At 38.0% G+C, this 26,487-nt stretch carries 31 protein-coding genes; all 31 read right to left on the bottom strand.

The window, feature by feature from the left end; genetic code table 11:
* Positions 1-222: 222 nt before the first annotated feature.
* The 31 genes from MUB24_RS00830 to sleB all read right to left on the bottom strand — a co-directional run bounded on the left by MUB24_RS00830 (position 223) and on the right by sleB (position 26,482).
* Entirely contained in the window at positions 223-912 is a 690-nt protein-coding gene (locus tag MUB24_RS00830; RefSeq protein WP_244699932.1) for a zinc metallopeptidase, read from the bottom strand.
* Between the two features lie 61 nt (positions 913-973).
* A complete protein-coding gene (ypjB, locus tag MUB24_RS00825) occupies positions 974-1,762 on the bottom strand; it encodes a sporulation protein YpjB (RefSeq protein WP_244699929.1) in 789 nt (262 codons plus the stop codon).
* 69 nt (positions 1,763-1,831) lie between these two features.
* On the bottom strand, positions 1,832-2,428 hold the full coding sequence (lhaT, locus tag MUB24_RS00820; RefSeq protein WP_244699928.1) for a lipoprotein heptaprenylglyceryl N-acetyltransferase LhaT: 597 nt from the start codon (positions 2,426-2,428) through the stop codon (positions 1,832-1,834).
* A gap of 68 nt (positions 2,429-2,496) precedes the next feature.
* The gene (locus MUB24_RS00815; protein ID WP_244699926.1) at positions 2,497-3,270 is read right to left on the bottom strand and encodes a menaquinol-cytochrome c reductase cytochrome b/c subunit; all 774 of its coding nucleotides are present in this window, start codon (positions 3,268-3,270) and stop codon (positions 2,497-2,499) included.
* 37 nt (positions 3,271-3,307) lie between these two features.
* A complete protein-coding gene (gene qcrB, locus MUB24_RS00810) occupies positions 3,308-3,982 on the bottom strand; it encodes a menaquinol-cytochrome c reductase cytochrome b subunit (protein ID WP_244699924.1) in 675 nt (224 codons plus the stop codon).
* Positions 3,983-3,999: 17 nt separating this feature from the next.
* Positions 4,000-4,512, bottom strand: coding sequence for a QcrA and Rieske domain-containing protein (locus MUB24_RS00805; RefSeq protein ID WP_280516815.1), 513 nt, complete (start codon positions 4,510-4,512; stop codon positions 4,000-4,002).
* 157 nt (positions 4,513-4,669) lie between these two features.
* Positions 4,670-5,119 carry a YpiF family protein gene (locus MUB24_RS00800; RefSeq protein ID WP_244699922.1) on the bottom strand — a complete coding sequence of 150 codons (450 nt, stop codon included), beginning with the start codon at positions 5,117-5,119 and terminating at the stop codon, positions 4,670-4,672.
* An 88-nt stretch (positions 5,120-5,207) separates the two neighbouring features.
* Positions 5,208-5,753, bottom strand: coding sequence for a ReoY family proteolytic degradation factor (locus tag MUB24_RS00795; protein WP_244699920.1), 546 nt, complete (start codon positions 5,751-5,753; stop codon positions 5,208-5,210).
* A 26-nt stretch (positions 5,754-5,779) separates the two neighbouring features.
* Complete coding sequence (locus MUB24_RS00790; RefSeq protein WP_244699918.1) at positions 5,780-7,042, bottom strand: tetratricopeptide repeat protein; 1,263 nt, start codon at positions 7,040-7,042, stop codon at positions 5,780-5,782.
* Positions 7,043-7,063: 21 nt separating this feature from the next.
* The gene (locus MUB24_RS00785) at positions 7,064-7,951 is read right to left on the bottom strand and encodes a hypothetical protein (protein ID WP_244699916.1); all 888 of its coding nucleotides are present in this window, start codon (positions 7,949-7,951) and stop codon (positions 7,064-7,066) included.
* A 70-nt stretch (positions 7,952-8,021) separates the two neighbouring features.
* Positions 8,022-9,128, bottom strand: coding sequence for a 3-dehydroquinate synthase (gene aroB / locus MUB24_RS00780; RefSeq protein ID WP_244699913.1), 1,107 nt, complete (start codon positions 9,126-9,128; stop codon positions 8,022-8,024).
* 22 nt (positions 9,129-9,150) lie between these two features.
* A complete protein-coding gene (locus MUB24_RS00775) occupies positions 9,151-9,933 on the bottom strand; it encodes a CheR family methyltransferase (protein ID WP_244699910.1) in 783 nt (260 codons plus the stop codon).
* Positions 9,934-10,167: 234 nt separating this feature from the next.
* The gene (ndk, locus tag MUB24_RS00770) at positions 10,168-10,614 is read right to left on the bottom strand and encodes a nucleoside-diphosphate kinase (RefSeq protein WP_244699907.1); all 447 of its coding nucleotides are present in this window, start codon (positions 10,612-10,614) and stop codon (positions 10,168-10,170) included.
* A gap of 312 nt (positions 10,615-10,926) precedes the next feature.
* Complete coding sequence (hepT, locus tag MUB24_RS00765; protein ID WP_244699904.1) at positions 10,927-11,889, bottom strand: heptaprenyl diphosphate synthase component II; 963 nt, start codon at positions 11,887-11,889, stop codon at positions 10,927-10,929.
* Complete coding sequence (locus tag MUB24_RS00760) at positions 11,886-12,614, bottom strand: demethylmenaquinone methyltransferase (RefSeq protein WP_244699901.1); 729 nt, start codon at positions 12,612-12,614, stop codon at positions 11,886-11,888. Before MUB24_RS00760 ends, hepT begins: the two co-directional genes overlap by 4 nt.
* On the bottom strand, positions 12,614-13,411 hold the full coding sequence (locus MUB24_RS00755) for a heptaprenyl diphosphate synthase component 1 (RefSeq protein ID WP_244699898.1): 798 nt from the start codon (positions 13,409-13,411) through the stop codon (positions 12,614-12,616). Before MUB24_RS00755 ends, MUB24_RS00760 begins: the two co-directional genes overlap by 1 nt.
* Positions 13,412-13,528: 117 nt before the next feature.
* A complete protein-coding gene (gene mtrB / locus MUB24_RS00750; protein ID WP_280516814.1) occupies positions 13,529-13,753 on the bottom strand; it encodes a trp RNA-binding attenuation protein MtrB in 225 nt (74 codons plus the stop codon).
* A gap of 187 nt (positions 13,754-13,940) precedes the next feature.
* Positions 13,941-14,213: an HU family DNA-binding protein gene (locus MUB24_RS00745; RefSeq protein ID WP_057988285.1), complete on the bottom strand. Its 273-nt coding sequence runs from the start codon at positions 14,211-14,213 to the stop codon at positions 13,941-13,943.
* A gap of 261 nt (positions 14,214-14,474) precedes the next feature.
* Entirely contained in the window at positions 14,475-15,953 is a 1,479-nt protein-coding gene (spoIVA, locus tag MUB24_RS00740) for a stage IV sporulation protein A (protein ID WP_244699895.1), read from the bottom strand.
* 153 nt (positions 15,954-16,106) lie between these two features.
* Positions 16,107-16,814 (bottom strand): hypothetical protein, encoded by a 708-nt coding sequence (locus MUB24_RS00735; RefSeq protein ID WP_244699893.1) that lies wholly within the window; start codon positions 16,812-16,814, stop codon positions 16,107-16,109.
* A 37-nt stretch (positions 16,815-16,851) separates the two neighbouring features.
* Positions 16,852-17,052 (bottom strand): DUF2768 domain-containing protein, encoded by a 201-nt coding sequence (locus MUB24_RS00730; protein ID WP_244699892.1) that lies wholly within the window; start codon positions 17,050-17,052, stop codon positions 16,852-16,854.
* Between the two features lie 329 nt (positions 17,053-17,381).
* Positions 17,382-18,437 carry an NAD(P)H-dependent glycerol-3-phosphate dehydrogenase gene (locus MUB24_RS00725; RefSeq protein ID WP_244699890.1) on the bottom strand — a complete coding sequence of 352 codons (1,056 nt, stop codon included), beginning with the start codon at positions 18,435-18,437 and terminating at the stop codon, positions 17,382-17,384.
* A 33-nt stretch (positions 18,438-18,470) separates the two neighbouring features.
* Entirely contained in the window at positions 18,471-19,781 is a 1,311-nt protein-coding gene (gene der / locus MUB24_RS00720) for a ribosome biogenesis GTPase Der (protein WP_244699888.1), read from the bottom strand.
* A gap of 77 nt (positions 19,782-19,858) precedes the next feature.
* Entirely contained in the window at positions 19,859-20,539 is a 681-nt protein-coding gene (locus MUB24_RS00715; protein WP_244699886.1) for a YphA family membrane protein, read from the bottom strand.
* Between the two features lie 38 nt (positions 20,540-20,577).
* Positions 20,578-21,714: a 30S ribosomal protein S1 gene (gene rpsA, locus MUB24_RS00710; RefSeq protein WP_244699882.1), complete on the bottom strand. Its 1,137-nt coding sequence runs from the start codon at positions 21,712-21,714 to the stop codon at positions 20,578-20,580.
* 135 nt (positions 21,715-21,849) lie between these two features.
* The gene (locus tag MUB24_RS00705; RefSeq protein ID WP_244699880.1) at positions 21,850-22,437 is read right to left on the bottom strand and encodes a lysophospholipid acyltransferase family protein; all 588 of its coding nucleotides are present in this window, start codon (positions 22,435-22,437) and stop codon (positions 21,850-21,852) included.
* Positions 22,434-23,117, bottom strand: coding sequence for a (d)CMP kinase (gene cmk / locus MUB24_RS00700; protein ID WP_244699877.1), 684 nt, complete (start codon positions 23,115-23,117; stop codon positions 22,434-22,436). The genes MUB24_RS00705 and cmk overlap by 4 nt, the downstream gene beginning before the upstream one ends.
* 151 nt (positions 23,118-23,268) lie before the next feature.
* Positions 23,269-23,463 (bottom strand): DUF5359 family protein, encoded by a 195-nt coding sequence (locus tag MUB24_RS00695; protein ID WP_244699874.1) that lies wholly within the window; start codon positions 23,461-23,463, stop codon positions 23,269-23,271.
* A gap of 41 nt (positions 23,464-23,504) precedes the next feature.
* Complete coding sequence (locus tag MUB24_RS00690) at positions 23,505-24,167, bottom strand: flagellar brake protein (RefSeq protein ID WP_244699871.1); 663 nt, start codon at positions 24,165-24,167, stop codon at positions 23,505-23,507.
* Positions 24,168-24,292: 125 nt separating this feature from the next.
* Positions 24,293-25,639 carry a germination protein YpeB gene (gene ypeB, locus MUB24_RS00685; RefSeq protein ID WP_244699868.1) on the bottom strand — a complete coding sequence of 449 codons (1,347 nt, stop codon included), beginning with the start codon at positions 25,637-25,639 and terminating at the stop codon, positions 24,293-24,295.
* Positions 25,640-25,657: 18 nt separating this feature from the next.
* Complete coding sequence (gene sleB / locus MUB24_RS00680) at positions 25,658-26,482, bottom strand: spore cortex-lytic enzyme (protein WP_244699865.1); 825 nt, start codon at positions 26,480-26,482, stop codon at positions 25,658-25,660.
* Positions 26,483-26,487: the final 5 nt, after the last annotated feature.

The raw sequence follows: 26,487 nt of genomic DNA, 5'->3' as shown, positions 1-26,487 counted from the left end.
TTTTTCTCATTTCCAGTATTTCAGCAAATTCTTCATTAAGAAGCGCAAGCGCCTTTAAATAGGAAGAACGGCTAAAAGCGCGACGTCCTGTCGCGACGCCGAGAGACTCGCATCTTGCGAGTCTCTCGGGCTAAAACGCGGGAACTAGGTCCAAACATCAGCCAATTTTTATGCTCTCTTCCTGCAATAAAAAAACCCGGTTAACCGGGTTTTTTAGAATCACTAGTCTCTTGAAATATTGGTAAAGATTAAAATCATACGCAATAACTCAAGAACCGCAACGGCAGCGGCAGCAACATAGGTCATCGCAGCTGCATTTAAAACCTTCCGCGCATCTCGTTCCTCTTCATTGCTAATGATCCCTAAAGTAACGATTTGATTCATCGCTCTTGAGGAAGCATTAAATTCCACTGGTAATGTCACAATTTGAAAGAGAACACCGACTGCCAGCAGAATAATTCCTACAAGCATTAAATTGGATAACACGGTTGAGAAAATCATTCCAATGATAAGGAAAAACCAAGCCATATTAGAACTTATATTGGCTACGGGTACTAACGCATGGCGAAAGCGCAATGCGGCATACCCTTCTTTATCTTGAATAGCATGTCCTACTTCGTGTGCAGCGACGGCCGCACCGGCGACAGAATGTTTACGATAGTTTGCTGTGGAAAGGTGAACGGTTTTCGTCATCGGATTATAGTGGTCACTTAAAACCCCTTTTGTTTCTACGACTGACACATTCGAGAGACCGTTCGCATCCAAGATTCTTCTCGCTACTTCTGCCCCGCTCATCCCCGCCGAGGTTGGTATTTTTTCATATCGTGAATAGGTGCTTTTGACTTTCAATTGCGCCCAAAGTGGTATCAAAACAATAATGGCCAAATAAATCAAATATGGTCCTATTGACATCCTCTGACATCCTCCATATCATATTGTATTACCTTTATTTTATTACATAGGACAAAAATGGTCAATCATTTAGATCCTTTCTCTTTTTGACCTTTTTTTGACCTTTATATTGTCTCCAGCTCACATAGGATAAAGTTGTGACAATAATCCCACCCGTCATCATGATCACCCACCAAATCGAAGGATCTGTATCATCCTTATCAATCCCAGCAAATAACTCTTTCAGATCCTTTTCAAGCTGGTCTAATTGCTTTAACCATTTTTGGTCTGAGAAAGATGAACGATTTCGGTCAATATAGGCGATTTTAGAATCTAACTTTGTAACTTCTTCAACGGATAGATCGAGTTTTAAACTAGGCTGAATGACTGAGTATGTTGCAAGAAATTCATTTAATTCTTGGTTATACAGGACTGTATCCCCTTCAAGAGCCGCATTTTTCACATTTTGAAAAGCGTCTAAAATGGTATCTTCCATTCCAGACCATAATGGTTGATATTGGGACGTAATGGCATCTGTCGCTAATCGAAATGCTGTTACCCGTTTCACTCTTTCTTCATGACTTAAAGTGACGCTAATTAATGCTTGTAATGCTTCATGATGGGCTGCTGTTACAACACGTAACTCGTCCATTGTAAAGGTTTGTGATGATATCCCTTCCTTTGCAAAAATATCTCCAAATTGTTCCAGAAGGTTTTTTGCTTCTTCAAAGCGCCCGAATTTTGTCAATTGCAATGCTTCATCAGCCAGCTGATTTAATTCGTTCATTTTCGGTTGTGAATCAGCTACTACTTGCAGATGACCGATTAGGACTGTGCAAATAAACAGAAGGATAACGACCTTATATTTCATACTTGTCCCTCCTCATACTACTGTTATCTGTATGATGAAAAGGACAAGAATAGACCTGACCACAAAATTTTAGTAAATGGTAAGTGATCTATTTTGTTTGTATCGATAAGCAAAGTAATAAGCGATTGCAATTGTTAGTATGCTTAACCAAAATGTAAAATATCCAATATGGTGTATATAATTCTCTAAACCGGGATATTGTGGATATTGACCATAAACGTAATCAATCACATCATTATGTAAGGTCCAGACCGCTGCCACTGCCACATGCCACCATTTCATCTTATAGAAAACACCGTAGAGGACGCCTTGAACCGCCATCGCCGCATGTGAAGCAATCAACATATAGCCTTCCCATGGAAGATCTCCCGTAACCTTTAATGTTAAAATATTCATGACGACCGCCCAAACACCATACTTAACAAGCGTGGTTAATGCAAGTGCTTCAAAAATAGGCCAATTCTTTTTTAATAAGAAGGCAAATATAACAAAGCAAAAGAACAAACTGGCTGTCGGGCTATCGGGTACAAACGGAATGAAGATTGTTGGGGTTTCGGATAATTGATAACCATACCAAATATATCCATAAATCGTGCCAGCGATATTCACAAGCAATAAAAGCCATAAAAAATAGCGATTCGTTAAAATAAGGTATACAAAATTCATTATCCCCCTCCAAATGTTTAGAATACAGAAGGAGAGCCGGCTATCTCGCCGGCTCTATCTAATCATTTCTATTCGTCACTTTTCAAATTTGCAATAAAATCTGCGAGCTTGTCGAGATCCTCATCAGAACCATTATATTGATCAGCAGGCATGCTTCCGATACCTTCATGGGCAATCTTTTTTATTTCATCAGCCGAAAGCCCAGTATCAATAAGCGTTGGAGCTGCAAGACCCTCTAAATTCTCTCCATGACAGTTAATACAGCTTTGGTCGGCATAGACTTTATAGCCTTCTGCCTCTTTGTCAATCTCCACATCTACTTTATCTGGAATCGCCCCTTGAGCTTTTGCCGCTTCCCAGTCATGATGGGCTGTAGCTTCCCATGTTAAGTAGAAAATACCAGCAAAAGCGATTAACATAAAGCCAGTGGCAAACGGGCGCTTAGAAGCACGGCGCTCTGGACCACGATCAATAAATGGGGCAAGAAATAGGGCGCCAAAAGCAAGACCAGGAATGACTAATGTACCAAGTATATTATAAGGACCCGAAGTATAGGTATATTTAAGTAACTGGTACAGAAACATGAAATACCAGTCAGGCATAGGTTGATAACCAGTATCAGTAGGATCAGCAATTCTTTCTAATGGGCTTGGATGAGCTGCGGTTAAACATAAAAAGCCAATCAAGAAAACAGCTCCTACCAGCCATTCCTTTAAAAGAAAGTCTGGCCAGAAGGCTTCTGTTTTGCCCGGATATTCGGAATAGTCTTTGGGAAGGTTTGACTTGCGCTCAGCAGATATACGCGAGTCACCAACAAATTTCATTCCTTTTCCACGATGCATTCTGTCCCCTCCTTTATATGCATTTTTTAATTTATTTTTACAATGGACCGGAAATACCTTGTCTCCGGATCATAATAAAGTGTGCGGCCATTAAGGCGATAAGTGCAGCCGGTAAGAAAAATACATGGATAGCAAAGAAACGGGTCAGCGTTTGAGCTCCAACAATCGTTGGATCTCCAGCAATTAACGTTTTTAAATACGTCCCGACTAGTGGAACAGAATCCACGATATCAAGTGTTACCTTTGTTGCAAACAAAGCTTTCATATCCCAAGGAAGTAAATAACCTGTCAACCCGAGAGCGAGCATAACAAAAAAAATAAGTACACCAACTATCCAGTTTAGCTCCCGTGGTTTTTTATAAGCTCCTTGGAAAAATACGCGCAATGTATGTAAAAACATCATAACAATAACTAAACTGGCACCCCAATGGTGCATTCCACGTACAATTTGCCCAAAAGCAACTTGATTTTGCAAATAAAATACGGATTCCCAAGCGTTTTTAATATCAGGTACATAATACATCGTCAAAAACATACCTGAAAGAATTTGTATAACGGTTATGAAAAATGTCAATCCGCCAAAACAGTAAACAAATGCAGAAAAGTGATGAGCCGGGTTTACATGTTCAGGCACTTCATGATCTGCGATGTCTCTCCATATCGGCGTAATATCCATACGCTCGTCAATCCAGTCGTACATCTTATTTAGCAAGATATTAGCCTCCTTTACTATTTTTTGACGAATGGATTTTCAATCGGTGTTCCTAACATCAAAAAGCCATCTTTTTCTTTCGTTGGATAAGCATCCAATGGTCCTCGCGGTGGTGTCCCTGGAACGTTTTTTCCATTCTTATTATAGAGACCCCCATGGCAAGGGCAGTAGAACATATCGGGATGTTTATCGCTTCCTTCCCAGTTCACCGTACAGCCTAAATGCTTACAAATTGGTGACAATGCAACAATCTCGCCATCATCATTTTTATAAACCCATGCCGAGTTCGTCACTTTTGATTCATACCAAGCATCCACTTGATCATATTCAAAATCAACACGGACTGGATCGGATGTGATATCGGCGATTTTCTTATCCGTCAATTTATAATCTCCAGCAGCTTTCACTTGCAGTACTGGATCGATTGCAAAACGAAGCATCGGCATTAGCATTCCGGCAGCCATGAAACCACCAACTCCGGTGAGAGTATAGCTTAAAAATTGACGTCTTGTAACAGGATTTTTGCTCATCCTTATCCCCCCCTCTGTCAGTAAGGTAAGTCCAACGGACAATATATGCACATTAATCAAACTAGGACACCATTATGATATATCAATAAACTCAAGAGGTCAATCATATAGAAAGGCAAACATTGTCAACAATGTGGCAAAATCAGCACAGTTTAAATTATCCCCAGTTTTTTATCATTTTAGGGATCAACGTTTTCAGTTGATCTTCCATTGCAGCGTGTTTGTATTTTTCTTCCAAGTGTTCAAGAGGAATGCTTGGTACATAAAATAAGGAGGCCATTGATTCTTCTACTAAGGTGTTCCACCGTTTATCTGCTGTTAAGAAAAAAACATTGGTGAAGCCACCTGCCTTTGCATTTTGTTTCCATTTCATTAAAAGATCCAATTCTTCTTCCGGTTCTTGGACATAGGCAAATGAAGGTAATAAAACCATTCTTCCTTTAAATTGTCTTTCAAGATGCATAGAGAGTAACTGAATAAATTCCCCTTGTTCTGCTGCTCGTTTCATATGGGTATCAAATTGAACAGAAACTAAAGGGATAAGAGCTGTATCCACATATTCTTTTTCACTCATAAAAAGTTCAATATCTTTCACATTCCACTTCACAAAAATTCCCTCACTTCTAGTATGTTCTTGTTTGTATCTTATCATTCATACTAGGCATAAGCGAGAAAAAACCTTCCACTAGGAAGGTTCACGAATCCCGCAATTGGTTTAACTGCTGAACGAGCTGATTAAATTTAGTTTTATCTTGCTGATCTAAGGCTTCATCAATCTCTTTTAACAATTTTTCTTTCTGATAGGATTGGATGCTATAGGTTAAAAATTGCTCGGCATACTTTTTATCCTTATCTGAGACCAATACTTTTGTTTGGATATAGGGGTTTTCTTCTAATACAGCCGCATACTGATAAGACAAATGGGCTGCTCGAAAGTTAATCTGAATATAAATATCCTCTTCTCGATTTAATCTAATATCATGAAAGGATTTTTCTGCATCAGTCGTCATGATGTTTTCTTTATAAAAGCGGAAAGGGACTTCCTTTGAACAATGAGTCGACATAACAAGTCCTTTTGGACAGAATTGAGCATCTTCAACGAAATGTACTTTTTGGAGAAGCTGTTCATGACTCATCAAATAATTAAGAATCCAAACAGACTCTCTTCTTTTTAATTGATAACGATTTAGAAACCAGCGGATAAATTCCTTCTTCTCGTTGACAGATACAGGGGTTTCCATTCATTTTCCCTCCTCTGCGATCCAGGTTATTCTTCATCAAGCCTTTCTAAAATTGAAAGCCATTCCTCATTTGTCGGTTCTTTCTTTGCCAACCGTTTAAACAATTTAATTGCCTCTGCTTTTTTCCCTTCCTCCAACAAAAAGTATCCATAATCCTTTAAAAAATCCTGATTATTTTTAAAATCATTATATGCAAGTTCATACTGTTTTAATGCTTCTTTATAATTTTCTGTATATTGAAAGCTTATGGCCGAATCCCAATAAAATTGTGGATCGACACCACCTCCTTGAATAAACTGTTCAGCAATTTCTAAAACATCTTCATATCTTTCCTGGTGTAGGAAAAGCTTATTTAGTGTCGTTGCTGCTTCGATAAACTCAGGATCCAACGCAAGAGCATGTCTAAAATAATGTTCCGCTTTCCCTTCATCCCCAAGTTTTAAGGAGATTTTTCCAGCGTAGAAAATTAAGTCTTTATTAAATTCATCCAGTTCAATCCCAGCTTGAGCCGCCTCTAAAGCTTCATCTAGCCGCTCCTCATGCTCGAAACTTTTGGCTAAGTATAGATAAAGGGAAAGATAATTTTGATCCAATTCCCTTAGTTGTTTCAATGCCTGAATCGCTAAAGGATATTGGCCTACTTGAAAGGCAGTGAGTCCATAGCCAAACAGTGTATCAACATCCAATTTATGATCTAAAGCTTTTTGATAAAATGGTAAAGCATCTTCAAATGCTCCTCCAGCACTTAATGCCTCTGCCATCCGTGCATACACATTCATGCCAGCAAACTCATACTCATTTTTGTCTATAAGGGATGTATAGTATCTTGAGGCTTCTAGAAAGCGACCCTGCGTCATATATAGTTCTCCTAAAGCAAAATCAATCACAGGTTCTTTTGGTAAAAGTTCCTTCGCATGTAATAGTTTATGTTCACTTACCTCATATAAACCTTGCATTTGATATAAATCAGCTTCTACTAATAATGCTGCTGCATAATTAGGGTCATCTGGCTTGATCGTCTCTAAATAAGCATAGGCTTGTTCATCCTCATTCAATTCAATACTCAATTCAGCTAATCGTAATGTTAGTTCGCTTTCTTCTGGATACATATTCAACAAGCTTTCATATAAATCCTTTGCTTCGCGTAAATAACCATATTTTGTCAATTCCTCGGCTAGCCAAAATTTTTCCTCATCTGTGCCATTCCTTTTTACTTTTTGCAATTGTTTTTCCGCTTCTAAAATATTATCTTCTTGTAAGAATTTAAGCATTTGTTCTGCTGCATTCACGATAAAAACCCTCTCTATAGTCTATTTAAAAAGACCTGTTTGATAAATAACTATTTCTTTTCCAGCTCCCGGTCGAAAAACAGGCGTTTGGTTGATACTCACAAACTTTCCTTTACTTACAGAAATATGAGGGATGCACTCCTCCTCACGCTCGGATGTTAAATGTTCACCTTTATTCTGTTTTAAAAAGAGGTTATAATTGATTTCGCCACCAGCTTTCAAAATTCCTTTTTTAGGGTATAATCCAATTTTTTTAAGGATCGCAAGCTTTAATGGTTTATTTATAGGTAGAGGTTCCTGAAGGTGATGGATGTTTTCATTTTGAAGAATCTCGCACCATTTTCCTAATAAATGTTTTTGACGAAGAGGTTTGGTTGAAACGGAAAAACAGGGTACGAATAGTGGATTATTTGGAAAGGAAGCTTCTTTTATCCATCCCCAAGGAATGTTCACCAATTCATGAGTGTTTTTTAATTCTATGAATAGCACGGGAATAGCTTCTCTTTTACAGATATGAACTAGCTCAGGAACAAGTTTTTCTGCCTTTAATTTTACACCAAATAAATAATCAATGGGACTATTTAAGAGCTCTAGCCTCTTTTTCTCAAGTTCTTCCTTAAATTGATGTTGGTACTGGATGGTAAAATCCGTGATCATACATCCACAACCTTTTAACAAATACTCTTGTGAGAAATAAGTTTTAAATTGTGCGAAAGAGAACTTAGGAATGGTAGGAGAGTAAAAAACAAATGAAGGCGTAAGAAAAAAAGCCTGTACATTTAATTTCATCACATTGAGTCTAGGGACTGAGTACCCAATATAACGTATTTCATTTTGCCGTACAAGCATAGAGACTTTTTTTCTTTGACCATTGAATAAGAAAGTCGCATCTTCCATTAAGTAATGCATAGATTCCCTTCCTTTCAGCAAAGCCCTTTAATGACAAACTATGCTTGTTCGAAAGGAATCATGCGAAATTTCAATCTCCTTGTGAAGATCTTCTTTGTAAGGTCGTTGTTGAAATAAATGTTTTATAGACCTGTTTTAAACGTTCTTCCTCTATTTCTTTTATGATCGGTTTTCCGATTTCTTCTAACAATACAAATCTTGGTTTGTGTGCAACTGATTTTTTATCTCTTCTCATCGAAACAATCGCTTTTTCGAAATCAAATCGCTCTGGAATCTCTAATCGATACCCCAGAGTTTTCAGCCATTGTTCAAATGCATGAAGATCATAAGTGAGACCTGTTTCGGATTGGCTTAGATAAAGGGCATAAACCAACCCTGTCATAATGGCTTCTCCATGTGTTACTTTGCCATAACCAGCAGTGGCTTCGATCGCGTGGCCTAATGTATGACCGAAATTCAAAACAGCGCGAAGTCCATTTTCTCGCTCATCCTGACCGACAATGTCCGCTTTTATTTCAATCCCTTTTTTTAATACATAGCTTAAGTCTCGCTCCGTTATATTGGTTACATCATCAATCGTATCCATTAGAAATTCCAGGAACCTTCGATCTGCAATAAACGCATGTTTAATTGCTTCAGCAAATCCAGAACGAATTTCAGAAATAGGAAGGGATTTTAAGAAGTCTATGCAGTAAAAAACGCCCTCTGGTTGGTGAAAGGCGCCAACCATGTTCTTCCCTAATGGATGATTAATCCCTGTTTTTCCTCCGACTGCACTATCATGCGCCAAAATCGTTGTTGGTACTTGAACAAAGCGGATCCCTCTCATAAAGGTTGCAGCGACAAAACCAGCTAAATCCCCAACGGATCCTCCTCCAAAAGCAAGGATACAGGATTTCCGATCTAATCCTTGTTCCAGTGCATAGGTAAGTGCTGCTTCATAGACAGAAAACTGCTTCGCTTTTTCCCCACTAGGAACGTGATAAATTGAACAGGCAGCCGTTTCAGGTAAGCTAGTTTGCAATTGGTCCAAATGTAATTTCCCTACAGTTTCGTCTGTAATGACAAGAATGTTTGTGTAATCCGCCTTTTGCAAATGGGCCTTAAGCTGCTGCAGAGCATCTTCTCCGATAAAAACTGGATAATTTTTTGAAGCAGTTTGAATCATTAGCTGCATGGTTTTTCTCTCCCTTCATCGATTACGTATTCGATATTTTTTTATAAAAAAAGGTGTCTTCCGCTTCAAGTCCATATTGTTGACAGTTAAATATTTGTTCTGTGCTGCCGACAAAGAGTACCCCGCCAGGAGCTAGTGCTTGAGAAAACTTATGATATAAAATAGATTTTGCCTCTTCCGTAAAGTAAATAAGAACGTTGCGACAAACAATTAAGTGATAACCTGTACCAAAATGGTCGGACAAAAGGTTGAATCTCTTAAAGTTTACCGTTTTCTTAATCTCATCGCTAATCTTATAAACAGAACCGTCTTTGACAAAATATTTCTTTTTTTTATCACTGGGAATTTCAGCAAGCGAGCGTTCCGCATAAATTCCTCGTTTTGCTCCCTCAAGTGCACGATCATCAATATCTGTTGCTAAAATAGAAATTTGGCGAAGAGGAACAAAACGGGATAAAACCATCGAAATCGTATACGGTTCCTCGCCCGTGGAAGAAGCGGAACTCCATATTTTTAATGATTGATTTTCAGCTAGTAAACGCGGGAAGATTTTATTTTCTAATACGTCCCATCTGCTTCTATTTCGATAAAACTCCGTCACATTAATTGTCATTCTATCCAAGAATTCTTCTAAAAGGGTGTGATCCTTATTTAATTGCTCATAAAATTCTTGAAAAGACTCATACCCTTTTTTTTGAAAAAGGGAAGTTAATCTTCTTTTCATTTGAGCTTCCTTATATAAAGACAAGTCAATCCCGGTCTTTCCTTTGATCAAGCTAATAAAATTCTCATAATCCCGATTCAAGGCTTTTCCCCTCTACCTATCTCTTTCTATTTACCTTCCTAACCTTAAAAGCCACCTGATTGGGACCAGGCGGCCTACAAATTATGGTCTAGCTGCAGCGCCCAGCGACTAGCAAACTTTCGGAGCCTGCTTGCGTAAGTCAACATCCATTCGCTTTTCAGCTCATGGTGTTTCCTTTATCTCGTCAGGCCTCTAAAAAGTTTGTACGTCGCTAAACGGGCGCTTCCGCTTTTCTTAATAAATCCAATTATTCATCAGCTTTGAATATTCGATAAGCTCTTCTTCCTGAAAGAAAAGCTTGATCTCCCTTTCAGCACTTTGAACAGAATCTGAACCGTGAATAATATTTTTCCCTACAATCAAACCGTAGTCTCCTCGAATCGTTCCTGGGGCAGCCTCTTGCGGATTTGTTGTTCCCATCATTTGTCTTGCAGTCGAAATCACATGATCTCCTTGCCAAACCATGGCGAACACAGGACCAGAGGTAATAAATTCTACTAGCCCTGCAAAAAAAGGACGTTCTTTATGTTCTTCGTAATGGGTTTCCGCCAGCTCCTTAGAAATAGACATTAATTTTGCACCAACTAATTGAAATCCCTTTGATTCAAAGCGGGATACAATCTCCCCAATAAGCCCTCTTTGGACACCGTCAGGTTTTACCATTAAAAATGTTTTCTCCATATTTCATCACTCCTGCAAAAAATCGATTACAATTGACAAAACGCATCAAAATAATACCATTATTCCCCATTATTAGCAATCCATGTAAAACTTTTAGTGCGTGTTCAAAAAGAAGGATAAAAAGGACCAAGAAGTTCGAGGCGGCGCAGCTTTGAGCAGCGGACTTGTACAGGATGTACTGACTTCCGCGTTGCCCACAGGACGTGGGCGGTTTTAGCGGAAGATCCTTATCCTAATACATGAGCAGCGGAAAAGCAAGCCAACGAAGAAATTCGCTTATGTCTTTTTACCGGACTTTTTGAACATCCTCTTTTAATATTTTCTTTTACCGATATACTTGGCAATATCTTTAAGCATTTTTTTGGCAGGATTAGAAGGGAGGTCTTCAAGCAAAGCTAAAGCTTTATTCAAATACTTTTGACTTAAATCATATGATTTCTCAACCGCATCAGAATTTTTTATTTGTGTGATCAGCTTTGTCATTTCTATTTTATCTGTACTCTCATTGACCTTCATAATTTCCTTTCGAAGTCTATCATCTTTCATCGCATAAAGCGCAGGAAGAGTGATATTCCCTTGTCTTAAATCTTCGCCAGCCGGTTTACCAAGCGCTTCCTCTGTCGCAATGAAGTCAAGAATATCATCAATAATTTGATAAGACATTCCGATAAAATAACCGAACCGATAAAGATTTCTATATATTTTTTCGTCCGCACCTGCTGACACAGCGCCAAGTTCACAGCTTACCGCAATTAATAAGGCCGTTTTTCTTTTGATTCTTCTTAAGTAATCCCTAATAGTTTGATCAAAGCGATATTTATCTTTAATCTGTTCAATTTCTCCCTTACACACTTCAACAATTGCCTTCGCCAAAATGCGATGGGCAATCGGATCTTCAATATTCGTCATATAATCAAGAGATCTTGCCAACATATAATCCCCGGTATACATCGCAATCCGATCATTCCATGTATAGCTAATAGTAGGACGTCCCCTTCTTAAATCAGCTTCATCAATCACATCATCATGGACAAGTGAAGCCATATGAATAAGCTCCAATGCAATAGCCGTATTTTTTATCGTGTGGATATTATATGTACCGAATTTTGCACAGAGGAGAACAAATACCGGTCGAATCCTTTTCCCCCCCGCCTTTAATAGTTGAAAAGATGCTTTTTGCAGCAAATCAACTTCGGAATCGATCGAGTTTTCCAGTCCATTTTCAATGATTTCTAAATCCGCTTTTAAGGGAGAATTTAATAAATTAAGTTTCATTTTATTTCCATCCTGGGACATTTCTTTTTTATTCCGATATGAGCCGCAGCTACACCACCAGTGAAAGATTTATAGATCACATCAACCAATCCAACATGCCAAAACATTTGGGCTAATTCATTCATGCCTGGAAAATCGCATGCAGACTCTTGCAACCAAGAATATTCTTTAAAACTTTTAGCCAGAAATTTTCCCATAATTGGCATTACGAAACGGAAATAAGCATAATAAAGTTGACGATATACTGGGAGTTCGGGCTGGGAAGTTTCAAGACAAACCGCCATTCCACCCGGTTTCAAAACTCGCTCCATTTCTTTTAGAACTTGCAAATAATCTGGAACATTGCGGAGACCAAAACCAATTGTCACGTAATCAAACTGATTATCTTCAAAAGGAAGTTCCATTGCATTCCCTTGAATAAGTTCAATATTTGTTAATGACTCTTGTTTTATTTTTTCATCCGCTACTTGCAACATATTGTGACTGAAATCCAATCCGATTACTTTCCCCTCCGGACCCGCTGCTTTCGCCAAAGCGATTGTCCAATCACCCGTTCCGCAACAAAGGTCTAAAGAGGTTGCTCCACGTTGAACATTCATTTTTTTCATCGTTTCCGCTCTCCACTTTTTATGTTGCTGGAAACTAATGACTGTATTCATTTTGTCGTAATTTTGGTAGATTTTTTCAAAAACGCTGTGAACACGCTCTTCTTTTGATTGCGCCATTATATTTCCTCCACCCGCAGGCTTGATAGATCATTGTAATGATTGTTCATCTGATTCACTCGCATTTTCAAAACTGAAGGCAAGGTAGGTAAGGACATCATCATATCTTCAAGCTTTCGTTTTGATTCTGTAGCATACTTATAGCAGATCGTTTCAAGTTTTGCTGCCTCAGGGATATTAGGTATGTGACAATTCGCCAAACTTTTGATAAAGCGACTTTGTTTCCCTATAATCATATTTCCAATCTCCACGATCAATTTCTTAAAAAGTAAAAACTCCGCGATAAATTGGTTATAGAGAGATGGTGGGTTAAAATGGCTATTAAATTTAATTAAAAGTATGGATTCCACTTGTTTAAGACTTTTCATAAATGAGTGGTAATTCCCACCATCCATTTGGAAAATATTTATTTTTTGTTCATTAATGATCTTGATTGCATCTGCTAGCACTTTAATTAGTTCTATATTCTGGTAACCCGCTAATAGCCTGTAGTATAAGCCGCTATAATAATCACCTGCTAAAACATTCAGTTGTTTTTCTTTCACTGAAGTCAACTGGTGCTCTGTTACATTCTCATGCATTTCCATCGCATAATGAGCAAGCATGGCGGCCGAAATATATGTATCAATTTCTTCTTTTGGGATATCTACATCTTGCATTGCATAGGTCAAAAGAAGGATTCGATCTTCATCCATCATCGACGGTTTCACATATTGACTAAAATAGGGATGAAAACTACTTTTTTCAATTTTTTTCTTCAAGTTATCGATTTGCTGCTGATAATCAAAAACCGCCATAAATTTTGCCTCATTTCTATCACGATAATCAAGTCGCTCCAATGTACACAAAATTCATTATAACATAATGGTATAGAGGATGGCGATTAATGAGATATGAATCAATTAAGTAGAGGATTATCTAGGATTTTCACTCTCTATTTCCCCGAAAGACGTTACAATGCTTGCATTTCCTCTAATCTTAATGGCAGAAGTATGATCGGTGAATTGAGCGATCATCACTTCTCCTTGATCTAATTTTTCGGCATGATGGAATTTGGTGTCTGATCCTCTTGTTAATCCGATCACATTGACCCCATCTTCCAACGCTTTAATCATAATAAAATCCGATTGGTCCTTCAATGTTTTACACCTCTTTATTTGAAGTATTCAAATGACCATTTCAATATATCTAAAGGCAATTTATATTCATAAAACCCATTACTTTCCTGTACATAGTAGCATAGTTCATCGGTCTTATGCACATAAAAAGGAACTGCCTTATAGGTCAGTTCCTCCCTACATACCTTCTTAAGAATGTATGTACAAATTATTTGACAGCATCTTTCAGTGCTTTACCTGGTTTGAAAGCTGGAACTTTGCTTGCTGCAATTTCAATTTCTTCACCAGTTTGTGGGTTTCTACCTTTACGTGCTGCACGTTCACGCACTTCAAAGTTTCCGAAACCAATTAATGCTACCTTATCACCATTAGCCAATGTATCCTGAATCGATTGAAATACGGCATCAACCGCTTTAGTCGCATCCTTTTTGGAAAGCTCAGCTGCTTCGGCAACAGAATTAATAAGTTCAGTTTTGTTCATGCCATTCACCTCCTCCCAAAATATAGAGAAATCTAGTTCCTCAACTGTGCTATTACCTTTGTAAACAATTTTAAGAATTTCTAAACATGGTGGAGTAGAAATTCTTTCATAATTACTGATAATCCGGGATACATCAGCAATTCTGTTTAAAAGATTAACATATTAAATATAGGTTAGCAAGAATTAATACGGTTAGAAATAGAAAAATGCCGAATTTCGTCAAATTCGGCATCTTTTTTAAGGTGTTTCCACCTTTAGTCTTTATAATATAATCGCAATAAGCCCGCCAGAACCCTCGTTGATAATTCTTTCAAGTGTTTCTTTTAGCTTGTATCTTGCATTTTCTGGCATCATGGCAATTTTCCCTTGAATTCCTTCTCTCACCAAGGAGCTTAGACTTCTACCAAAAATATCTGAGTTCCAAATCGATAATGGGTCATCTTCAAAATCTTGCATTAAATAGCGGACAAGCTCTTCACTTTGTTTCTCCGTTCCAATGATGGGAGAAAACTCTGATTCCACATCTACCTTGATCATATGAATGGATGGCGCCACTGCTTTTAGCCTCACACCAAATCTCGATCCCTGCCTAATGATTTCTGGTTCATCAAGACTCATATCCGTTAAAGAAGGGGCTGCAATCCCATAACCTGTTTGTTTCACCATCGCTAAAGCGTCTGAGATTTGATCATACTCTCTTTTCGCGTCAGCGAAGTCTTGCATTAATTCTAATAAATGATCCTTTCCTCTCACCTCCACTCCAACAATTTCTTTTAACACATCATCATAAAGCTCATCAGGGGCAAACAAGTCAATTTCAGCGATTCCCTGCCCCATGTCCACTCCCGCTAAGCCGGCATTGTCAATATAATCATATTCATAGAATTGCTGGACAACTCGATCAACATCCCGGAGACGCTTAATATCTTTAACCGTCTCTTTCACAGCTTCTTGATAGTTAGATCTTAACCAATGATCCTCTTTTAAGACCATTACCCAGCTTGGTAGATTTACATTCACTTCGAGTACCGGAAACTCGTAGAGAGCTTCACGAAGGACACTCAAGACATCATCTTCACGCATACTCTCAACAGACATAGCAAGAACAGGAATATCATATTTCTCTTCTAATTCCTTTCGCAATGCCTCTGTTTCAGCGTGATGTGGGCGGGAAGAGTTAACCACCATAATAAAAGGTTTTCCTACTTCTTTAAGCTCATCGATTACTCGTTCTTCCGCTTCAACGTAATCGCTCCGAGGAATATCACCGATCGTACCATCCGTTGTAATGACGACTCCTAAAACAGAATGTTCCTGAATGACTTTCCTTGTTCCAATCTCGGCCGCTTCATGAAAAGAAATAGGATCTTCATACCAAGGGGTATTGATCATTCTTGGGCCATTTTCATCTTCATATCCCTTTGCACCTGGTACCGTATATCCAACACAATCTACTAACCTCACATTCACCTCTAACCCTTCATCTACTTGAACGGTTACGGCCTGGTTTGGAACGAATTTTGGCTCTGTTGTCATAATCGTTCTTCCTGCAGCACTTTGAGGAAGTTCATCTTGTGCACGCGCTCGATCTGCTTCACTCGTAATATTAGGCAGAACGACTAACTCCATAAATTTCTTAATAAATGTGGATTTACCTGTACGAACAGCTCCTACTACTCCCAAATAGATGTCCCCGCCCGTTCTTTCTGCAATATCTTTAAAAATATCCACTTTTTCCAAGAGGTTCCCTCCTATCGTTAAGTTCAAGGGACAAACCATAATAGACGCTCGTCAATATATGTTTATGATGTTGTCCGATTCTCATATGACCATAATAATTACTAATTAAAAAATCCTTCTTCTACATTATATTTAGTGAAAGAAGGAATATGCCTATTTAGACATATAAATTGGTTCATTGTTTTCATCAATTGTGTAAGGCATTGAATAGGCTGGAACAAACGGAGAATCTTCCGCAAGAATATCAATGATATTATCACCCTGTTGAAAGGAATTTTTCTCCTCTTTTAACACTTGATATAAATCACTAATATAGTCTATATATACTTCTCCTTGGCCATCCACAATGAACGATAAGTTTTGATGACTAAATGGAGATGTTACATAGGGCTCTTCTTTATAACCAAGCTTCGAAAAATCAAGTGTATAGACATTATTTGCTAGTGTATCCTTGAAAGGTGGATATCCTTGGGACTGAATTCTTATTTTAAGTTCCCTTATTTTTTCTGCTATTCTTAAATCGACCAATTTTACTGTTGGATTTGTTTCCACGTCTATTAAGATGTATTGAAAGATCCCTCCATTTTCAAATGAATTCCCTGGGGGAGAAGAAAGGTACTCAGGAACAATTTTCGAAAAATCGATCGGATATTTTATGTATTTAGGGGTATCTTGATCACGGGTCTTAATCGGTAATATCCCGTCTTTCTCCTCTTGAAATTGATGGACCGCCTTTTGTACAGATGCAAGTTGGTCCTCATAAGGAATTTGATTTTCTGCTTTTTTTTCATTAGGATACATACATCCTGTTAATAGAAATAGAAAAATAAACGATAGCGGTAAAATAACGTAAAATTTCATTCATTATTCGTCCTTTCAGATTGGATCTGATCATAATTTAGTTAGTTGGACCTGATAATACAATAAATAGCATAATAAGACCACCAACCATTAAACAAATCCATGCTACGATTGCCGTTATCGATTTAAACCATTTGTTTTTTACTTTATAACGACTTACATAAATGGCAAGCATGGCTAAGGCCAATAAAAACATGCCAATAATAGAAATCCACATTTTTTGCATCGAAACTGACATTTTCTTTCCTCCGTTATGTGTTCATATCAAGCCAACAATAGGATGTTGCGTTCTTAGCCTTTGATCGGGCCAACAAGATGTTGGTCACAAAGGCGTGGCGATTGATGTTGCGAATTTAGCCTTTGATCCTTAATCAGTCTTATTATAGCACTCTCTACAATGAGAGATGAAAAATATAGGCATAATTCACTAAAATGCAAAAAATATGAAGCAGGGATTGATCCCTTGCTTCATATGACAACCCATAAACCCATTACCGACAGTTCAAGCATATCGCTTCAAAAGCATTATATGCAACCAAATGAATTCCGCATCCTCTCTAGCCCAGCCTAACGTTGTTCCATTTGTGCACTTAAAATATCGACAAGATCTTCCATTTCATTTGTTTTTAAACGAGCCATCAATCTTTCAACGGCTGCTTTTGCCTCCACATCTTCAAAAAGAACATAATATAACATTTCGGTAATCGGCATTTGACAATGATACTTTTTTGCAAGCTGGTGGGCGGCTTTTGTCGTTCTTACACCTTCCACAACCATTCCCATATTTTTAAGGACATCATCTAATTTTTGACCTTGTCCAAGCAAATGACCGGCACGCCAATTTCTTGAGTGCACACTTGTACACGTAACAATTAAATCGCCAACACCTGTCAATCCTGAAAACGTTAACGGATTCGCTCCCATTTTTGTTCCAAGGCGAGAAATTTCAGCTAATCCTCTCGTAATAAGGGCAGCCTTGGCATTATCACCATATCCAAGTCCATCTGAAACACCAGCCGCAAGGGCAATAATATTCTTAAGCGCTCCCCCTAACTCTACTCCGACTATATCTGGATTTGTATACACACGAAAGTTTTGATTCATAAACAAATCACGAACATATTCAGCAGCGTCCATATTTTTAGAAGATACGGTCACTGTTGTAGGATGCCGCAAACTAACTTCTTCAGCATGACTAGGTCCCGATAATACAACGAGATCCTTAAGAATTTTCGTAGGAACCTCTTCTTCGATCATTTCCGAAATTCGCAGAAGAGTATCTGGTTCTATGCCTTTACTAACGTGAGTAAAGATAAGCGGCTTTTGTTGAAACGTAAGGATCGCCCTCATTTGTTCTCTAATCGCCTTTGTAGGCACAGCCACTACTACTGTTTCTATTCCTTCCAATGCCTCCTCTAATGAGGTAAAGGCCGTGATATTCTCCGGCAAAGAAATATCCGGTAAATATTTTGAGTTCACATGTTTCGAATTGATCTCAGTTTTCTGATCCTCGTTTCTAGTCCAGAGTCTTACTGAATGTCCGTTATCAGCTAATACTAGAGCAAGAGCTGTTCCCCAACTACCAGCACCAATAACAGTAAGATTTTCTACTCTTTCTACCAATGATTTCACCTGCTCTTTATTATGTTAGTGATGTTATGTTCTCGCTCTAGCTATCATTTTGATAGGCGTACCTTCAAAGCCAAATGCTTCTCGAATTCGGTTCTCCAAAAATCGTTCATAAGAAAAATGCATCAGTTCGGGGTCATTCACAAAAATAACAAATGTTGGTGGCTTTACTCCAACCTGTGTAGCATATAAGATTTTCAATCTACGCCCCTTATCCGTTGGGGCTGGATTTCTTGCAATGGCATCCATAATAATTTCATTTAACACACTCGACTGCACACGCATTGAATGATGTTCACTTACCATTTGGATCACAGGAGGTAATGAAGTCAGTCGTTGTTTTGTTTTTGCGGATACAAAAACAATAGGAGCGTAATCAAGAAATTGAAAATGAGCTCTGATTTGCTCTTCAAATTTCTTCATGGTTTTATCGTCTTTTTCAACAACATCCCACTTATTCACTACAATAATGATGCCTCTTCCAGCTTCATGGGCATAACCGGCAATTTTTTTATCTTGCTCTAATATCCCCTCTTCTCCATTTAACACAACAAGAACAATATCAGAACGATCAATTGCTTTTAAAGCCCTTAATACACTATATTTTTCTGTTTTTTCGTAAACCTTTCCTTTTTTACGCATTCCTGCGGTATCAATGATCGTATATTTTTGACCATCGAATTCATAAGAGGAATCAGTCGCATCCCTAGTTGTCCCAGCAATATCACTAACAATCACTCTTTCTTCCCCGAGCAACGCATTGACAAGAGAGGATTTTCCGACATTTGGACGGCCAATTAAACTAAACTTAATTATGTCCTCATCTTCATTTTCCTCTTGATCCTTTGGAAAATGCTTCACAACTTCGTCAAGCATATCACCTAATCCAAGTCCATGGGAACCAGAGATTGGAAATGGCTCTCCAAAACCCAATGAATAGAATTCATAAATGTCTGATCTCATTTCCGGATTATCCACTTTATTGACCGCTAAAATAACAGGCTTTTTCGAGCGGAACAAGATTTTCCCGACTTCTTCATCTGCTGAAGTAACACCCTCACGTCCACTGACAATAAATATAATCACGTCCGCTTCTTCAATCGCTAATTCAGCTTGTTCCCGAATCTCAACTAAAAAGGGAGCATCGCCGATATCAATTCCGCCTGTATCAATTAAATGGAATTCATGTGTTAGCCAATCCCCTACCCCATAAATCCGGTCTCGGGTTACACCTGGCGAATCCTCTACAATGGAAATGCGTTCCCCGACAATTCTATTAAAAATTGTAGACTTTCCAACATTCGGACGACCTACAATCGCGACTGTAGCCTTTGTCATTATCATCACTCACTTTAGTTCAATTTCCATTCTTCCTGAAAAAAATCGTACCATACTATTGATAGAAAAGGTAATAATTAATGCAAAACTTTTTTATTCTTAGTGATTTTCACAAAAGTAAAAGCCCGTGATACTAAATAACTTAGCATAATTGTAAAAATGGTGATCGACAAAACATCAAATGTTTCCAAGGAGCCGATCAAATAAGGGATGTTCCACTTTGCTAAAATAATGGCAAAAAGCAGATCTCCCTGCAAGATGCCAAGACAAATGAATAAAATTCTTTCTAACAAACTAGATGGGTATATAAAATAGCTTACGACAAACAAAATAAAAGACAAAAGAATCTTTCTGTCAATAATGATCATGATCGGATCATATAATTCAAGTAATTGAAAACCCGTATATCCTAGGATGAGTGAAAGGAATGAAATAAGTAAAAATATTTGTTTCTTAAAAGGTAACTTCACTGCAACGAGATAACAAATCATTAAAACAATAAGACAAGGTCCACTCATCAATAGACCATTAAAAGAGAGTCTTAGGGGAAGACAAATAATCAGTACCAGTGCAAATAGAGCAGTCGCCCATCGGTAAGTCTCTTGTTTATCCATTAAAAAAGTAGCAAAAATCCATAATATCCAGACAAAAAGTAAAAATATGATTCCTGTCATCGGAACACCTCCCCTCTCATTATGGGAAAGGAAAACAAAATTTAATCCGTCCGTTGTCCATATATTCATAAATCTTTTGTCCAAATGAAAACCTCCCGATATTTTATTCGGGAGGTCGACATTTATTTTTTAAAGTCTTTTAATTTATCACCGATCATATCACTTAATTGGAAACCAGTTGACTCCTCAGGAAGATCATAATCTTTAGTCTGAGTTTCCTGTTCTTCTAATTCCTTCATGCTTAAAGACAAGCGTTGTTCGTTTTCATTGACATCCAATACCTTTACATTTATGGTCTGTCCTTCTTCTAGCACCTCATGTGGTGTGCCAATATGTTTATGGGAGATTTGAGAAATATGAACAAGTCCTTCTACCCCTGGAAATACTTCTACAAATGCACCAAAGGATACGAGCCGTTTCACTGTTCCCTTAAGGATAGAACCTACGGGAGCTTTTTCAGCTATATTTTCCCATGGTCCGGGTAAAGTTTCTTTAATGGATAAAGAAATTCGCTCATTGTCTCGATCAACCGATAATACCTTAACCGTTACCTTCTCTCCTTCGTGAACAACATCCGAAGGTTTATCAATATGTTGGTGGGAAAGTTGAGAGATATGAACAAGTCCATCCACTCCACCAATATCAACAAAAGCACCAAAATCTGTTAATCTTTGTACAGTTCCCTCCAAGATCTGATCTGGCGACAACTTTTCAAGAATATCTTTTCTTTCCTGTCTTTTTTCTTCTTCCACAACGACACGATGTGAAAGGATGAGTCGATTTTTATCTTTATCTAGTTCAACGATTTTAAAAGAAAGCGTTTTTCCCTGATATTCCGAGAAATCTTCCACATAATGATCTTCCACCATTGAAGCAGGGACAAATCCTCTTACTCCCAGGTCGACTACAAGACCACCTTTGACAACTTCATTGACTTCAGCATCAAAGACTTCATTATTTCGATACCGTTCTTCAAGTTTTTCCCAAGCTTTTTCTGCATCCACTTTACGTTTAGAGAGAACAAATAGTTCTTCTTCCACTTTTGTAACAATTAAATCAAGGATATCTCCCTCGCTGACAACATCCGATGCCTTTTCGACATGGAGGCTGGATAGTTCACTAATCGGAATAATACCATCAAGTTTACTTCCCTCAATATCGACAAGAACTTGCTTTTCCTCGATTTTAGTGACAGTTCCTTTCACTTGATCTCCCTCAGAGAAATTATTCACTTCAATATCATTCATTTCCTCGGGCATATGTACTCCTCCTATCGGCTTTAAAAATACAAGAATTAATTTGGTCTATTTCAAATCATCCTCCTATTAACTTCTTATAAATGAATACGTTTGTCAAGTAATAGCAACTGCATACAATCAATAATGTAAAAATATTCAATCAACAAAATCGCTGTCTAAAAGCTTTTGAATTTCTGCCATAATCACTTCTGTCGCCACATCAGCAGATACTTTATTTTTTCGAATTTCGTCAAATTCAATTGGTTTTCCAAAAATAACTTTTTGTTTTTTAAAGGGCTTATATGGACCAATAACAGCACACGGAACAATCTGCGCATTCGAACGTAGGGCAAAGAAGCCGGCACCCGCTAATCCCTTACCAAGTTCCCCTGTCACGCTTCTTGTACCTTCGGGAAATAGCCCCACAACTTTACCCTCTTTTAATAATTTCAATCCGGTTCTTAAAGCTTCACGATCACTCATGCCTCGCTTAACCGGAAAAGCATTGATTGCATTCATCAATTTCTTTGTTGCTATGTTCTGAAATAACTCCGCTTTTGCCATAAAATGTACCGGTCTTGGCGCTGACATTCCGACTGTAGGGGGATCAAGATTGCTAATATGATTGGAGCATAATAGAACACCACCTTCTTTAGGGAAATGTTCTATTCCAATTACCTCTACACGATAAAGGGGTTTAAAAATTCCTTTGACAACCGCTCTTGCAAACCCATAAAAGCTCAATTTCCTTCCATCCTTTCAAGGGCTAATTGATAAATTTGATTCGCCACTTCAGCAATGGAAAGGAATGAAGTATCTATTTCAATCGCGTCTTCTGCCTTCCTTAGAGGGGAAAACTCTCGTTCGGAATCTTGTTGATCTCGTAAACTTATTTCCTTTTTTAGTTTTTCTAAATTAGATGGAAAGCCCTTCTCGATATTTTCAAGATGTCGTCTTTCTGCTCTCACCTCGACACTTGCTACTAAAAAAACTTTTAACTCTGCATGAGGTAATACTTCTGTTCCTATATCTCGACCATCCATCACAACTCCGCCAGCACTCCCTAATTGCTTTTGCTGTTTCACCATTTTTTCACGAACTAAACGATGAGCGGCGACTATTGATACAGTATTTGTCACTTGATCTTCACGGATAACTTTCGTCACATCTTTCCCATCCACAATGACAAGTTGTCCATTTTTAGACGGGGATAACTCTATCTCTGTATGGGATAATAAATCTGCTAATTCATTATCATTTTGAATATTGATTTGATTTTTCAAAGCCTTGTATGTTAGAGCTCTATACATGGCTCCTGTATCGACATATATATAAGATAATTTTTCAGCTACGATTTTTGCCACTGTACTTTTTCCTGCGCCTGCTGGCCCATCGATGGCAATGCTAATTTTATTTAATGTCAAATTCCTTCACCTGCTTGCTTCCTAGAAATAAGATATTCGTTGTTTTTATCATACCATATAACAAGCTGAATTCCTCGTAAATAATGAGTAAAATATTTAGGTTATCTTTAAAAGAATTTAACAACATTCAACTGGAAATTTGACCAGCACTTTATTTTTCTGGAGGAATAAGCTGATCAAATACACCCATTTTCGTTTGTTCTTCCAAACCGGAGACGCCTTCATATTGAATTAATTTATTTACATAATCAAACCAAGTTAAGTTTTGAAATACTGTCTGAACAACAATAAGGATCACCAAGTGGAAGAGAACAAGTTTTAATAAAATTCGTTCAAAAGTCTTCATCTGCACCACTCCGTTTTTTCCTTATTATGGCCAAAAATGAGTTATTTTATCTCCGCTATACCTCTTTTTCGATACTCTAACTGCTTTTCAAATGTGTAACGGATCATTTGTTGCTGCTCTTGATCGGTTACATTTAAAAATTGTAAAGAAATAAGGCTAACCCCCTTTTTTTCAAAATTCCTCACAACCCTACATGTAATATTTAGGTAGACATATTCCTTTGTTGAAAAAGGTAATACGAGCAAAATGTTTCCCACTTCTCCCTTTTTAATCTGTATGTGAGGACGATTAATAACTGAACAACCACCAGCGCTTAGATCCTCTGTTACAGTCGGAACGTATTTTTGTTCAATTGGGAATTGGAGTGAAACATCTAATGTTGTCTTCACACGAACGAATTCACGACGCTGAATTTTCATAAACTTCGTTTCTTCGGGACAAAATAAGACCAGTAAAGGAATTGGATTCTTTATTTGGCCCAAGACTTTTGTTCTAAATAAATAGGCACCCCCAGTTTCCTTATCCGAAAAACTTACAAACAGTTCCTCTTCCTTCATAAGAAAAATCACTTTATTCGATGCACTACTAATAGGATAGGTAATATATATTTTTCCTTCAGAAAAATCAGCTATTTTAGCTTTGAATTTTTCTGATCGATCTTCTCGATCCAATTCTAAAATAATATCCATCCCTACTTTTATCATCTCATCCCCCACCTATTACCTTTTTACTATTTATTATCTCAGAGATGTTTCTCTATTGCTAGTTTTTGGAATACTAAAATGAGCCCATCTAAGCTGTTTATAGCTTTAGATGGGCTCTTTTTAACTTATACCACGTCTTCGTATAAAGACTCAGCGTTTTGAAGTTTTTCCACTTTCTCTTCCGTACCTGTTTCGGCATTAATATAAATTCGATACGTATCGTTTCCCATTGTGCCGATAAATTCGTGACAAAATACTTCTTTGCCAAGATCATTCGCAACAATTGCTAACTTGTGATCCATTATGTTTACATTTTCATTTATATAACCGCTTGCCTCTTTTTCCGTTAATTTCGGTTTCGGTATGTTTCGGTCGTGATGACCCTTTAAATAATCGGAAGCAGCGAAACCGATCACCTGACCGTTATCAAGCGCCACTTTTACCTTAATGGATTCAGGGTATATGGTTACGCCATCTTGAACGGTTGTAAAGGTAAATAATCCTTGAGTATCATATTGGGTACTCTCTGTTAATTCCAGATTTTGATACTTATGCTTCTGTAGATAATCCTTTGCATTCGAGGCCGCCTCATTTAAACTAATCTTCTGTTCACCGATATCGCGATGATTGATCAGCCAGATGGGGTATCCTCCTTTTTTCGCAATATCCAAGCTGGCTTTGTCACTTCCATTGTCAAGATTCACACTATAAAAATCATAGTCTGAGCCTTTTCCATTCTCTTCTACCTTCACATCATGAATATTTTTTAAGCCTGCATATGTTTTGGCGAGCGAAACAGCATCGTCCTTAGAAATGGATGGACCTTTTAAATGGCTAAAATTTTGATCTTTCTTTTGAAAGGTGACCATCGTCCCATCTTCTAAATGCTCATCACTGAATCCTTTCGATCGTTTTTCAACCGTTTTAAACCCATCAATGATCGTATTATCAGTCATTTCTTTTCCGGATGCTAAGGCCAGCTCAACATCCATCCATCTAAGATTATTCTTCAGCACTAAATGTTGAACATTTCTAAGCTCTGAACGAATATCATCACTCTGACTGTAAAGCTTTTGCAATGTCGTATATTCCTTTTTAGATAAGGGTTCCTTATCTAAATCCCGGACCGCTGTGCGATAACTAAAATTGCCAATATTCGCGAGGAACTCTTCTGTTTTATTAAAGGGTAATAATGTTAAAGGCAATTGGCCCACCTGTGATCTTGCTTCAGAAGTAATCCTCCAGACGTCTGCAAGTGCTGGTGACAAGGATTTTCTAGAATTCATCGCCAATGTCGTTCCAATTTTGTCGTGTAATATATCCATTTGATATGATAAATCATGAAAAGCATGCTGATAGTTATTTTCTGCATTCATTAAAATGGCATTTTTTTCCTGATGTTCTTGATAACCCCAATAGGCCGTTCCAGCAATTCCAATGACTAATACACCAATCAATATTGATCTAATCATGAAAAAACACCTCCCTATTTACATGCAAAAGATATGCTTACCAATTCGCTTAATTTGCGGACGAGTCCAAATCCAAGCACTTGTCGCCGTATCTGGGTTAAAATAGTAAAGGGCGCTATTTGTTGGATCCCATCCATTAATCGCATCTAAAACCGCCCTTTTTGAAGTCTCATTAGGCTCTAACCATATTTGCCCATCCGAAACGGCAGTAAAAGCGCCCGGCTGGAAAATAACGCCATATACACTATTGGGAAAAGAAGCGCTATTTACTCTGTTTAATATAACAGCGGCAACCGCCACTTGGCCTTCATATGGTTCTCCGCGTGCCTCCCCATGTACGGCATTCGCCATCAGTTGAATATCGTTTTGCGAAAATCCTGCGGGTGTATTGGTAGCCGTTGGTTTCGGTTGGGAGCCACCACCTTGACTACCAGATTGTCCTTTATTAGGGGCAGATTGCTGGGACAAATTTGTTCCACCATAATGTGTGAATTTTTTTCCTTGCTTAATTTGGTTCTTCACATATTGTTCATTATATTTTGATGCTTTAACAAGTTTTGCCTTTGTATCTTTTCCTGCTAGTCCATCAATTGGCAACCCAAAATCACTTTGGAAATTTCTTAAAGCCCAGTATGTTCCCCAACCGAACACGCCATCAATCTTCCCATTGTAAAAGCCAATATACTGTAGTCTGGCTTGTAATTCGATCACATCATCCCCCACAGCACCCTTTTGAATCACTTGATTCGTAAAGGCCCGTGTTTCATGTATAGGTGGGATCGATAGGATGACGATACTTACGAGTAAAACGGATATTAGCTTCGCCATTTTGCTATATCTCATTTTTA

Source organism: Lederbergia sp. NSJ-179 (assembly GCF_022867885.1).
In the GTDB taxonomy this organism is placed as follows: domain Bacteria; phylum Bacillota; class Bacilli; order Bacillales; family Bacillaceae_C; genus Lederbergia.
Note: the sequence above shows the minus strand (reverse complement) of the source record. Positions and strands in the feature narration are given on the sequence as shown.